The sequence below is a fragment of the Rickettsia fournieri genome, from assembly GCF_900243065.1.
Classification (GTDB): Bacteria; Pseudomonadota; Alphaproteobacteria; order Rickettsiales; family Rickettsiaceae; genus Rickettsia; species Rickettsia rickettsii.
Genome location: NZ_LT978483.1, coordinates 202,938 through 216,340, shown reverse-complemented (window position 1 = coordinate 216,340; position 13,403 = coordinate 202,938). Strand labels below are relative to the sequence as shown.

Below are 13,403 nucleotides of genomic sequence, written 5' to 3'. Positions count from 1 at the left end.
TTACAATATTTATGTATTTTAAAAATACCTATTTTAAGTTGCGGCATAATTAACCTTTATTTATGTAAAAAATAAAATCATTATTAACATTAATCAATAATTATTTCAAATAAAACATAATAAAAATTAATAAGTCAATATTTTTTAAATTAACCTATATTAAAATAGTTCTATAGGTCATTATTGAGTATGTTTAAGAAACCTATTCATGTACTTCACCAGCTAATTCAAGTCCCAACTCTTCAGGATTTTCATCAGCAACCACAACAATTTTAGATATTCTTGAACCGGTATAGAAATTTGTAGTATCATTTAATTTTTCTATATCTTTAGTGGTAACAAGAGAACTATCTATTGTGCTAGAATTATTATTTTGAGACGCTATTGCAAGGCTTAAAAAAGCTTTTAATTCAGGTTTATCATCGGGTACTAATTCTATTAGTTTTTTATCTCGATGATCTGCTCCATATTATTAAATTTAACCATTTATGTGTAGCCTTCATGAATAACTAATTGAAGAGGTGTATATCCATCTAAATCTTTTAACTCTGTTGAAGCTCCTTTTTCTAGTACAAATTCAGCTATATCATAAAGTTTGCGGTAAATAGCCTTATGTAGAACTGTATGATTAAACGAAGCTTGAATATTGATATCATCACCTTGATGATCTAAAACCTTTTTTATAAGATGTTTTAGTTGAGCGGTTTGAAAAAACTTGGATTGGTAAAAAGAATATGCTCCGTAAGTGATGTGAAACTGTTCGAATAGTTTATCTAGTGTAATGTTGTAGCCGGAGTCTTGTGCAGAAGATGAGGATATCAGTGGTACTTCTTGAATGGCTGATAAACTAATGCTAGGGATAAAATTGGAAGAAGCAATAGGAGTTAGGATGTCGTCTTGCTCTAGTAAGGTAATATCCAGACACCATACCTGTATCATAAGAAGATGTTTGTTCTGTTATTAGAGTAGCCATGTTCGTTTCTATTTCTCTAACTTTAGCCATCAAATTACTATAATCATTTACCTTAAATTAATATATTAAATAATATGAATTTTCAAGGTGAAAATCACTTAAAAAAATCCATAAAATCATTGGATTAAGCTTTGTTGTGTGGTTCGATGTTATTCCTGTATGGCGTTGTTATGTGGATCAATTCCCCCTCTGTCATCCCGCGACTTGATCGCGGAATCCATTTTAAAATACTAATATTAGTATTTTAAATTATTTTTTTGGATACCGTGGTCAAGCCATGGTATGACATCTTAATAATTTAACTCATCCTTGTTAAAAACCCTTGACTCCTTGATATTCCTATAATATCCTATAATTTCCCATTAAATCCCAAATTAACCCAATGAATGTATTTTTATCTAAGTATGTAAATGGTGTTGATAAAAAGAGTAGGGTGTCGGTGCCGGCGAATTACCGTGCGGTACTAGGGAAAGAATTATTTAACGGTGTAATTGCTTATCCGTCGATTAGGAATAATTGTATAGAGGTGTGCGGTATTTCGCATATCGAGAAATTAAGGCAGATGATAGAGACGCTTGATCCTTATTCCGAGGAGCGTGATGCGTTTGAGACTATGATATTCGGGGAAGCTGTACAACTTTCCTTTGATGGGGAGGGAAGAGTTATATTGCCGCAATCTTTAATGAAGCATGCAGGAATCGAAGAGCAAGCATGTTTTGTAGGTAAAGGGGTGATTTTTGAGATTTGGCAGCCGCAGAATTTTGAGAAATATTTAAATGCCGCTCAAAAAATTGCTCATGAAAAGCGGTTAACTCTAAGGAATGCTCATTAATGATACAATCTCACGTGCCTGTAATGCTAAATGAAATGTTAGAGGCCTTAAGCCCAAAAGATGGTGAGTCTTATTTAGATTGTACGTTTGGAGCAGGAGGATATAGCAAAGCAATATTAGAAAGCTGTAACTGTTATGTCACAGCCTTGGATCGTGATCCAAACGTGATTAAAAGAACCGAAGAAATTCAGCAAAATTACGGTGAGAGGTTTGATTTTGTAGAAACAAATTTTGCGGATAGTTTTGCAAAGCTTAAGGAAAAAAAATTTGATGGGATAGTGCTGGATTTAGGTGTTTCATCAATGCAGTTAGATATAGCAGATAGAGGATTTTCGTTTTTGCATGACGGACCACTCGATATGCGTATGAGCGGGCAAGGGCTTAGCGCCGAGGAGTTTGTAAATACGGCAGAGGAAAAAGAGCTAGCTGACGTAATTTACAAATACGGAGATGAGCGCTTTTCACGAAGAATTGCTAAGAGAATTGTAGAATATAGAAAAACGGCGAGAATTGATAGTACAGGCAAGTTAGCCGAGATTGTTAGAAGTAGTATAGGATTTAGAAAAGGCAAAATTGATCCTGCAACTAAAACCTTTCAAGCCATTAGGATTTATGTAAACGATGAGCTTGGGGAGTTAGAGCAGTTTTTAGTGAATGTAAAAAATATATTAAAGAAAGACGGACGTTTAGTTGTGGTGTCTTTTCACTCTTTAGAAGATAGGATAGTTAAGAATTTCTTTAAAGAAAATTCGGAAAAGCCGGTAGTAAGATCAAAATATGCTAAAGACGACATGACGATTGATCCAAATAAATGGCTTAAGATTATTACTAACAAAGCTCTAGCACCGTCAGATAAAGAAGTAGGGCTAAATATTAGAGCGAGATCGGCAAAACTTCGAGCAGCAAAAGCGATATATGAGTAATTAATTATGAGTATAAGCAAGCTTCACTATTTAACATTATTGATAACAATTATAGCAATATGTAGTTTGTTTAGCATAAAGGAGCGAGTCTCAACTCTTGATTATCAATTAAGTAGCGTTGTAAAACAGATAAATAGTGAGAATAATAATATTCATATTTTAAAAGCAGAGCAAGCTTATCTACTTTTGCCGGCTAGATTAGAAAAACTTGCGGCGGCTTATTTAAAATTAGAAACAGTTAAATCTTATCAAATGATCAAAGATCCGTTAGGGCCAAATATCGATCAAAATATTAAATTTAATCATAATATTAGTATTTCCAAGAGTAGTAAATGGCGTTACAAAAGAATTACAAATAATAAGTATATACAGACTGTTTCGAGTAGAGTGAAGGATACTCGATGAACTTCAAAAATTGGCTACGTCATCCTACAAGTACTGCGGTACTCACGTATTCAGTATACGCTCCATTTCTCGTCTTGTGGATTCCTTGCTCTTTTTTCTTGGTAGGATTGTTGCATGGCTTGGAAAAAGCGTTCGATGTCATTCCCGCGAAAGCGGGAATCTAGGGTAAAGCGAGATAAATCGAGCTTTTCAAAAAATCTTGATTTCAAAGATTTTTTACTTTTCGAATCAAGTTTTGAAAAGGTTTTAAAGTACTGGATTCCCGTTTTCGTGGGAATGACATAAGGATTGCGGAAATATTAGTGTTTGAAACACCATAAATAACATATGAAACAAATTTTGGAAAAATGGAAACCTACAATTAAAAGTCTAACAATTTGGAATGTTTGTAGTAAAAATACAAAAATCCGATTATTAATGGTTATTTGTGTCTTTTCTTTTCTTTTTTGTACTTTATCTTACAGATTGATAATCGTTGCTACGAATGTTTACGATAAAAATATTAATTCCTTTAAAAAAAATCATCAATTTAGAAAAGAAATAGTTGATCGAAACGGTAATTTATTAGCAGTGAACCTACCTTCTGCCTCATTATTTGCTAATCCACAAATAGTACTTGATCCTGAAACTTCCGTAAAAAAGCTAGCAGAAATTCTACCTGATATTAATAAAGCTAAATTACTTGCAGAACTTAAGTCAAATAAAAGCTTTATATGGGTAAAAAGGGATTTACTACCTAGTCAGCAAGAAAAGATAACTAGCCTTGGGTTACTTGGTTTTGAATTTGAAGAAGAGCAGAAACGAATTTATACCTTTTCTAATTTATTGTCGCATGTTGTCGGTTATGTAGGTAGAGACTCGGTAGGGCTTAGTGGCTTAGAGCTCGCTTATGATAAGTATTTAACTAATTCTGATTATGAATTAAACGAACCAAAGAATCGGAAAGAACCGCTTCAATTATCTATTGATATCAGATTACAAAGTATTTTAAGCGAGGAGATTGATAAAACTTTAAAGCAATTTAAGGCCATAGGAGCAGTAGGCATTATTGCTGATCCAAATAATGGTGAGATTTTAGCATTAGTAAATAAGCCTGATTTCGATCCGCATTATCCGAGTTTAGCCAAACCGGAAGAGCTGTTTAATATAGCAAGTCTCGGCATTTACGAAATGGGTTCGGTGTTTAAGGCATTAACTATGGCAGTCGGCTTTGATACCGGTGCAATAAATATGAATGATGCTTATGATATAAGTTATATGAAAGTAGGAGGATTCCAGCTTAAGGATTATACGCCAAGGCAAGGATGGCATAGTGTACCTGAGATTTTTCTATATTCTTCAAATATTGGCACAAGTCAAATTATGCTTGAAATCGGTAAAAGCAATTTTAAAAAATACTTAAAGAAATTAGGTCTATTAGATCAGTTACAAATAGAATTACCTGAACGAGGTACTCCGTTATTTCCTTCTGAGAAAAGATGGAATGAGTTAACGAGTGTTACTATGTCGTATGGCTACGGCATTTCGATTAGCCCTTTGCATTTTGTTAGAGCAATGTTACCGGTTGTTAACGGCGGTACTTTATATGATCTTACTTTATTAAAAAGAAAGGATGAAAAAGTAATAGGTACAAAAGTTTTTAGTGAAAATACCTCCACCCAAATGAAGAAATTATTTAGAGCGGTAGTCAAAGAAGGTAACGGTAAAAGAGCAGAGGTCAAAGGCTATCTTATCGGCGGTAAGACCGGTACGGCAGAAAAACTTTCACAAGGGGTAGGGGGAAAAAAGAAATATCTAAAAAATAGTAGAGCGTCATCGTTTTTAGGTATGCTGCCTGCATCTAACCCGCAATATATTATTTTTATTAGATTTGATGAGCCGAAACCGACTAAAGAAAGCTTTGGCTTTGCAACTGCAAGTTGGACGGCTGCCCCTACTGCCGGTAGAGTATTTGAACGTATGATATCTTTATATGGTTTAGAACCGATAGAACAAAGTGAGGAAGAAAGTTAAAATATTACCTAATAATTATAGATTTTGTCATTGCGAGCAGGCATTGTTGCGTAGATCGGTAAAACCTACTTGATGTCATCCCCGCATATGCGGGAATGACATAAAACGATCTGTGCAACAAAAAGCCTAAATTTTCTGGCAATGACGCATTTATAAGCTAAAAAGGAGGTTTTTATATGTCAAAAAATAAAAATATAACAGATAAACCTAGTATACCTATCCCACGGCTTAAGTCTTTTGATCCTACGACAACAATAAATAATATTATATCAAAACAACTATTTATATCCACAAGTTCCGAGGCACAAGAAGAATTAGAGCTTAGCGATAATGATAAAAGACCTAACCCTAGTTGTTGTGAGTTATTGTAGAATCCATATTCATTTTTTAAAACTGTACAAAATAGAAAATTAATTTATATTTTGTATACGGTTGATATGGTCGTTGGGTGGTTGCGATTTTTCTATTGTCACCCCGTGGTTTGACCACGGGGTCCAGTAAAAATGACCACACAAAATGTTGTTTATATAGATCCCGCGATCAAGTCGTGGGATGACAACCTAATTGCTGATCAAGTCACGGTATGACACAGTACAAAACTATATAACAAAAAACTATTTATGTTAAAGATAAAACAGGAAATATATAAAAATAGCTTACAAATAATATTAAAATTGCTGTTTGCTTTGCTATGTTTTTTTATAATATTATTTCCGTTAGTGAGTTATAAAATAAATATTCAAAGCAGAATCTTTCCGGCGATGGAAATTATATTTATTTATTATTTTATGTCGTTATATTCCTTAAATATTTTTAACATATTTTTTTTCGGTCTATTTATAGATCAAATAAGTGGTATGCCTATCGGTACAAATTCGCTAGTTTTTTTATCGGCATATACGATTTATAAATTATCTTCAAAATATTTTGTAGCTAAAAACTATTTAATAAATTTCATTATTTTTTGCGTTTATTGTTTATTTATATTGAATTTTAAATATTTACTAATAACAATCAAGAAGCTAGAAGCAGACGGATATTTAATAATTTTCTTTCAATTTTTAACAACTATATTTTCTTATAATATAATTCGTCTTATACTTGACTCTCCTATGAATTACTTTAAAAAGTATGCTAAATAAGAAAATACTACATGGTGAGTTAATTTCACGAAGAGCCTTTATAATCGGATTAGGTAAACTCGGATTTTTATCGTTGCTTGGAATAAGAATGTTTTATTTACAGCTTATTAAAAGTGAAGAATATAAGACTTTATCGGATAAGAATCGTATTAATTTCGTTGTACTGCCACCGACTAGAGGAAGAATTTACGATTTAGACGGCAATATTTTAGCTACTAATAAACCATGTTATCAGCTAGTAATAGATAGGAGCATTAATAATAATTATAGGGATGAATTAGAAATAATTAGTAATATTCTAAATTTATCTCCGGAAAAATATAATTATATTAAGCAAAAAATTAAAAAATCTAGTCGCCACACTCCTTTAATAATATTTGATCAGCTTGATTGGCAGCAAGTATCAATGATTGAAGAACAAAAGCATAAACTCGCTTCAATATTTATTGATATAGGTTATTTAAGGTTTTATCCTTTTTCAAGCGTTACTTCTCATTTAATCGGTTATCTTGGTCAAATAAATGAGCAAGAGAAGCAGGAATTAAATATACATAGTTTAAGCAATTTTAATATCGGTAAATCCGGTATTGAAAAATATTACGATAACAAACTAAGAGGAGCATTTGGTTATAAAAAAGTTGAAGTAAACGCTTACGGTAAGCAGGTAAGAGAAATAGCAGGCACCCCTACTAAATCGGGTGAAGATATGCATTTAAATATCGATGCGTCTCTTCAGCAAAATATCCAGCAATATTTAAATCCTAAAGGTTCTTCGGCAATAGTTATGGATACTAAAACCGGAAATGTACTAATTTGTGCTTCCACCCCAGGTTTTGAATCAAATCATTTCAGTAAATTATCGGAAAATTATTGGCAAAGTTTAATGAGTGATCCTTATAAGCCTTTAATTAATAAGGTAATACAAAATTCTTATCCTCCAGGCTCAGTTTTTAAAATAATTACCGTACTTGCAGCCCTTGAAGTAGGCATTAATCCTAATAAAACCGTTTTTTGCGACGGTAGCTCTGCTCTTGGTACTAATAGCTTTAGATGTTGGAATCATAGCGGACACGGAACGTTAGATATGATGTCTGCTTTAAAGCATTCTTGTAATATTTATATGTATGAATTAGCAAGAATAGTAGGTCCGGATAAAATTCTTGAAGTTGCAAGAGAATTTGGCCTCGGCTCAAAAACCGGTATTGATTTAGCTCCTGAAAGTAGCGGGTTTGTACCGTCAAAAGAGTGGAAAAAGAAAAAATTAAAGCTTCCTTGGTCAATAGGAGATAGTTTTAATTTAGCAATCGGACAGGGGTTTCTAGGGGTAACGCCGATGCAGCTTGCAAGGTTTATTACAGCTATTGCAAGTAATGGTAAACTGTATACGCCTAGAATATTAAAAAATGATCCGGAATTTTATAATGTCAATATTAAGCCCGAAAATATCACAATAATCCAAGAAAGTTTGTATAATACCGTTAATGTTGCGGGAGGTACGGCGTATTATAATAGAATTTTAGGCAAAAATAGGCAGCTCGCTGGTAAAACCGGGACTGCGCAGGTGCAAGGCAAACTAAATGCTAAAGATGATTTAAGCCGTAAATCTATTGCTTGGGAGAGGCGTAATCATGCCTTGTTCTTAGGCTTCGCTCCTTATCACGATCCTAGTTATTCCGTTACCGTCTTTATTGATCATGGCGGAGGCGGTAGTAAAGCCGCCGCCCCTGTAGCTCGTAAAATTATGTCGGATGTGTTGGATAAGTATTTATAGCTTTTTTCAGTTTTTAGTTTGTGCTATTATGTGTCGTAATGTGTTATTAATTAAAGATAGGTTACAAGATGGCAAGACTGAATTTAACTATTTCGGACGAACTAAATAATAGTTTAGCATAGTCAGCAAAAAACTTAGACAGATCAAAAGGGCTATAGTATGTAAAGCAATTGAATATTATCTACAGGAAATACAAGAAGATTCAGAAGAGGCTAAAATTGCTTTGCAAAGAATTTAATGCCCCTGATTTTAAAACTTACACTACTGACGAAGTTAGGGAATGGTTAAAAAAGAAAAATGTTTAAAGTTATATGAGAAAATAAGGCATGTGCAGAATTAGCTGAATTGTGTGGTATCCAGAAAACAACTTAAAATATTAATAATATTAGTATTTTTAACTAGACCCCGTGATCAAGGAACTAGGTGACAATGGCAAAACTGATCCATGCGGATAATGCTAGCTTTATATAATTATATCTTAACTCATATCAAAAAATACTTTATTTTAGTTAGTAGTTTGTGTTATTAATAACTAGGCTTTGCGTGCGGAAAATTAAATTAATCTATTTTTTGTTGTAAATCATAAGATTTTTTTGAAATAGGAATAACTATTATTGCAAAAATCTTATTAATGTTCTTTTACAAAACTTAGGAATTATTATAGAGGTATATATATGTCTAAGAAAAAGCAGGACGATCAAATAATAAAAGAATTAGAAGAAAGACTAGCAAAACTTAAAGGCACTCCTCCATCACTTGAAGAATTAGAAGAAAGGTTTGCAAAGCTCCAAGATAGACCTTATATCCCCATAAAAAAATCTGGTAATGAAGTAGACGATCTAATTGAGCAGCTGCAATCTGAGCTTAAACTAGAACAAAAAAGTAAAAGCCTTAATGATCAAAAAGACCAAGCAATACGTGATAGGCTAGATAAATTAAGAGAAGACAGTCCTATAACGCAAAAAAAGACACCTATAGATCTTTCTTTTAATGATACTAAATCAATAATTACCGATACTATAGATGCTCAGGCAGATATAGCTAGTTCATATGCTAATCGCTCTACCGAGTTAGAGGAGAAAAAAGCATTACTCCATTTAGCTAATAATCTAACTGAAGCGAGAGATATTATTAGGGATATACCCCCTATATCTAAAGAATATGTGCCTAAACTATTAGATGTTATTGCTAGTGGGTTAGGTAAAATTTATGAAGGAATAAAGAAAATAGCTTCGCCTGCAGTTAATATTATAAAAGAAATAGGTAGTAGTCTTGTTAATTCGATTAAATCACTTCCTCACAAATCTTCCAAGCAACAAATAAAATTAAAGAAGTTATATAGAACATATGTTGATTTGAAAGGAATAAAGCCAAAGATAAAAGAAGAGTTTCTTAAAAAACATTATGAGCGAATTGATCAGCTGCAAACTCCTAAGGAAATATTTGTAGAAACTGCCAAAATTACTAAATCTATAAGGATAGCCGGAAAACAAAAGATAAATACTCTTAAACAACAACAAATTATTAATAGAATGAAGCAGCAAAGTCCTACTGCTTTTATAAATAATAATTCATTTACACCGTCTAATACTCCTACTAATAAAGCAAGGTCTTCCAAGAGCAACCAAAGGTAAATGCTATGTTATTCCTGTGAAAGCAGGCATCTAGAAAAATAACCCTTAATATTGGACAAAATTATACCTTTAACAAAATAAGCATATAAAAAATTTTTTATATGTTTTACTGGATTCCCGCTTTCGCGGGAATGACATACTGAATATTCGTATAAGGACCAAGGTATTTAAAGATTATTCTACTCCGTTCATTCCGCTTGTCTTAGCTTTATCAAACGAAGTATCTTTAATTGCTGCTTCGGTAAAATCGGCATTTGTTAGGTCGGAGTTATTAAAGCCCGCCTGATCAATTTTAGCTAATTTAAATATACTATCTGTTAATATTGAGTTTGAAAAATCTGTTTTAGTAAGTATTGCTGCAGAAAAATTAGCCTCTTTTAAAATAGAATTTTTTATTACCGTATTTGTTAGGTTAGCATTTTTAAAGATACTATTTGAAAAATCTACTCTATCAAATATTAAGTTGCTCAAGTCAAAATTTGTTAAATTCATATTTGCTAAGTGAGTTATTTTTTGCAAATCTTTTACCGAACTTATTACTATATTATTTGGTAGAATTTTGTTCGAATTATCACTATTTAAAATAATATTATTAGAAATATTAGTATTAATAAAACCGGAATACGCTTGGTAGTTAATATTATTTATTTGCGAATTAGAAAGGACGGAATTAATAACCGCAGTATTTGTTAGATTGGAATTTATTAGAGCTACTTGGTTTAAATTGCCTAAAGTAATTTTAACATCTGAAAAATTTACGTTTTGTATTAAAGATTTAGAAAAATTTATATTATTAAATTGTCCGTTAGTTATATTTGAGTTTATTATTTCACTGCTGTTTAAGTCAGTATTAATCACTATAAATTGTTTAAAATCATTATTGCTAAAAATATTATTAGTATAGCTAATATTATCTAAAGTAATATTTGAGCCTTTAGTTTTATTAATCCTTACAAAATTAGCATTACTATTTTTTATTGATAAATTATTAAATTTATTATCGTTTAGACTCATATTATTTAATATCGCATTATCGATTTTAAAATGATTTAAAACTGAACTACTAATTGTACTATTTTGTAAATCACATTTAGTAAGGCTAATATTTTGTAATGTTGAATCTTGAAAGGAAGCGTATGAAAAGCAAGAGTTATTACTTTGTACGTTATTAAAATTTACTTCATTAAAAATACTTTGTGTGAAGTTAGAATCCTTAATTATTACTGCTGTTAATGTAGTTTGACTTAGGTTGCTAGATTCAAAATAATTATTAGTAAAATTGGTATTATTTATTACACTTTTTTCTAAATCCGTACCGTAAAATATTGAATTTGTTATATTAGTATTTTTAAAACTATTATTCTTTAGGTTAGCTTTTTGAAAATTAACACCGTCGATAGTATTATTGCTCCATAATACATGACTAAATTTAGAATTTTCAAAGTTGACATTTATTATAGTAGTTTTATTAAAAGTAGTATCGCTAAAATTTGATTGAACAAAATTTGTATTTTGTAATGTTATATTGTGAAAAATTGAACCTTGAAAGTCAGAATTATATCCGGAAATATTTTTTATTACCGAATCTGCAAAATTACTTTCTTGAATTATAGCATTTGTAAGTATTGCTTTGTCTAAATTGCTACCTGCAAAATCAGCACGTAATATTTCGCAGGAAGTCAAATCTATTCCTGATAAATCTTCATTTATTAGCTGTACTCCTATTAATTTTACTCCTTTTAAATTTGAACCGAACTTCTCTTTAAGGTTCACTTTAAGGTTTTTAGAATTTTGCGATATTATATAATTCCGAATTACCGTACTTTGGCTATCCGTAAGTAATCCGTTCGCATCACGAGTAGATTCGGAGCAGCTGCTTAATAACAAATAAATCGTAATTATTGATATGACTTTAAGCATTTGCTTCCTCATATTCTTCTTCATTTATTCTATTTGTAGGAGGTATATGTAAGCTTAATAATTTTAATTTACGATGCAAAGCCGATCTTTCCATACCAACAAATGAGGATGTTTTTGAAATATTATTATTAAAACGACTCATTTGTGCCGATAGATATTGACGCTCAAAAACTTCTCTAGCTTCTCTAAGCGTCATAGATAACATATCAAAGCTATCTTCAAGTTTTGTAAGATTAGTACTATTTGCTAATATTTCAGAAGGTATCATATAAGGTTTGATAATTTCATTATTACCTGTAGTTAACGGATTCATAATTAAAGTCCATTCAACAACGTTACGTAATTGTCTAATATTGCCCGGCCATTCATAGGATTGAAGAGCAGCAATAGTTTCATCGGCAAAGCTACGTTCTTTTAAACCTGAAAATTTTGAAAGTTGCTTAACAAAATACTTAACGAGTAGCGGTATATCTTCTTTTCTTTCATATAATGAAGGTACTTTTAGAGAGGATACATTAAGGCGATAATATAGATCTTCTAGGAATTTGCCGTTATTAACTTCATCTTGTATATTTTTAGAAGTACCGGTGATAATTTTTATATCAATTTTAATATTTTTTCCGCAAGGTTTTGTAATAGTTTGATCTTTAAGGAATTTTAATAATTTTACTTGGATAGGAATAGGAATATTACTGACCTCATCTATATATAAAGTACCGTTATTGGCAAATTCTAAGATAGTAGGGCGTTTATTATTTGCCTGCTTTTCCGATTCGCCGAATAATTCTTGATTGATTTTTTCCGTAGTCATACAGGTAGGGCTGAAAATAATGAACGGATTATTAGCCCTTTTAGATTGTTTATGAATTAATCTTGCTGCAAGTTCTTTACCGCTACCGACTTTACCGTGAATCATTATACGACTGCTAGAACTAGCTGCCTTTTCTATGGCCATTTTATATTTTAAAGTTACCGAACATCCGCCTACTAATTCAGTTTTATCTATAACCTTTGATTTTAAATCTATATTTTCGCGTTTTAACTTTGTTACTTCACAAGCTCTTGTAAGTAAAATAACTAATTTATCATTATTAAATGGTTTTTCTATATAATCGTAAGCACCCATTTTTATAGCATTTACTGCTGTTTCTATAGTACCGTGACCGCTAATAATTATTACCGGCATTAAAGGATAGCGTTTTTTAATTATCTCTAAAATCCCAAGCCCGTCAATTTCGCTTCCTTGAAGCCAAATATCAAGTATAACTGCAGAGACCGGTTTTTCGGAAAGTATTTTAAGGGCTTGAGTACTATTAGCGGCAACCTTAGGGTTAAAACCTTCATCTTTCAAATTTGCAGCAATGAGATTTCGTATACTCTCTTCATCATCTACTATTAAAACATCTAGTTGTGACATTACAATTTACCTTAAAAATATTAATACTAGGTTCTTGCGTACGATTTCTAATTGATTTACTATTTTACGATATTTTTTAGCGAAAATTAATAAGATTTTTGAAAGAATTAGTTATTCATATTTCAAAAAAAATCTTATAATTTGCAGCAAAAAATAGTCAAAATTAAATCTTTTTAGAAATCGTACGTAAGAACCTAAATATATACGTTAATGCCGAATGTAAAAGAAAGCAACATTTTTTTATAACATTTTTGTCACAATAGCTATTTATAATGTAAAGGTTGGCTAAGATTACATAATATTAAAATTATTTAAGGAATTTTAGTTAATTTTATTTGCAGTTTGTAGTGTTATAAATGATTATATATAATGA

At 31.3% G+C, this 13,403-nt stretch carries 11 protein-coding genes; 8 read left to right on the top strand and 3 right to left on the bottom strand.

Annotation, left to right across the window (positions count from 1 at the left end; genetic code table 11):
• Positions 1–486 precede the first annotated feature (486 nt).
• Positions 487–939 carry an ankyrin repeat domain-containing protein gene (locus C4Q30_RS02290; RefSeq protein WP_245207434.1) on the bottom strand — a complete coding sequence of 151 codons (453 nt, stop codon included), beginning with the start codon at positions 937–939 and terminating at the stop codon, positions 487–489.
• A gap of 416 nt (positions 940–1,355) precedes the next feature.
• Here C4Q30_RS02290 and mraZ point away from each other — a divergent pair, with 416 nt between their 5' ends.
• The 8 genes from mraZ to C4Q30_RS02245 all read left to right on the top strand — a co-directional run bounded on the left by mraZ (position 1,356) and on the right by C4Q30_RS02245 (position 9,693).
• A complete protein-coding gene (mraZ, locus tag C4Q30_RS02285; protein ID WP_010977464.1) occupies positions 1,356–1,805 on the top strand; it encodes a division/cell wall cluster transcriptional repressor MraZ in 450 nt (149 codons plus the stop codon).
• Positions 1,805–2,728: a 16S rRNA (cytosine(1402)-N(4))-methyltransferase RsmH gene (gene rsmH / locus C4Q30_RS02280; protein WP_103897073.1), complete on the top strand. Its 924-nt coding sequence runs from the start codon at positions 1,805–1,807 to the stop codon at positions 2,726–2,728. The genes mraZ and rsmH overlap by 1 nt, the downstream gene beginning before the upstream one ends.
• Before the next feature lie 6 nt (positions 2,729–2,734).
• Positions 2,735–3,133 (top strand): cell division protein FtsL, encoded by a 399-nt coding sequence (ftsL, locus tag C4Q30_RS02275; protein ID WP_014014497.1) that lies wholly within the window; start codon positions 2,735–2,737, stop codon positions 3,131–3,133.
• A 327-nt stretch (positions 3,134–3,460) separates the two neighbouring features.
• Positions 3,461–5,146, top strand: a complete 1,686-nt coding sequence (locus tag C4Q30_RS02270; protein WP_103897072.1) for a peptidoglycan D,D-transpeptidase FtsI family protein — start codon at positions 3,461–3,463, stop codon at positions 5,144–5,146.
• Positions 5,147–5,322: 176 nt separating this feature from the next.
• Positions 5,323–5,517, top strand: coding sequence for a hypothetical protein (locus tag C4Q30_RS02265; RefSeq protein ID WP_103897071.1), 195 nt, complete (start codon positions 5,323–5,325; stop codon positions 5,515–5,517).
• Between the two features lie 249 nt (positions 5,518–5,766).
• Positions 5,767–6,288, top strand: a complete 522-nt coding sequence (locus tag C4Q30_RS02255; protein WP_014120901.1) for a hypothetical protein — start codon at positions 5,767–5,769, stop codon at positions 6,286–6,288.
• Positions 6,278–8,059 carry a penicillin-binding protein 2 gene (gene mrdA, locus C4Q30_RS02250; protein ID WP_103897070.1) on the top strand — a complete coding sequence of 594 codons (1,782 nt, stop codon included), beginning with the start codon at positions 6,278–6,280 and terminating at the stop codon, positions 8,057–8,059. Before C4Q30_RS02255 ends, mrdA begins: the two co-directional genes overlap by 11 nt.
• A gap of 674 nt (positions 8,060–8,733) precedes the next feature.
• On the top strand, positions 8,734–9,693 hold the full coding sequence (locus C4Q30_RS02245; protein WP_103897069.1) for a hypothetical protein: 960 nt from the start codon (positions 8,734–8,736) through the stop codon (positions 9,691–9,693).
• Positions 9,694–9,867: 174 nt separating this feature from the next.
• On the opposite strand, the gene C4Q30_RS02240 is transcribed toward C4Q30_RS02245, so the two are convergent.
• Both C4Q30_RS02240 and C4Q30_RS02235 read right to left on the bottom strand, forming a co-directional pair.
• The gene (locus C4Q30_RS02240) at positions 9,868–11,613 is read right to left on the bottom strand and encodes a pentapeptide repeat-containing protein (protein WP_103897148.1); all 1,746 of its coding nucleotides are present in this window, start codon (positions 11,611–11,613) and stop codon (positions 9,868–9,870) included.
• Positions 11,606–13,030 carry a sigma-54-dependent transcriptional regulator gene (locus C4Q30_RS02235; RefSeq protein ID WP_024704602.1) on the bottom strand — a complete coding sequence of 475 codons (1,425 nt, stop codon included), beginning with the start codon at positions 13,028–13,030 and terminating at the stop codon, positions 11,606–11,608. The genes C4Q30_RS02240 and C4Q30_RS02235 overlap by 8 nt, the downstream gene beginning before the upstream one ends.
• Positions 13,031–13,403: the final 373 nt, after the last annotated feature.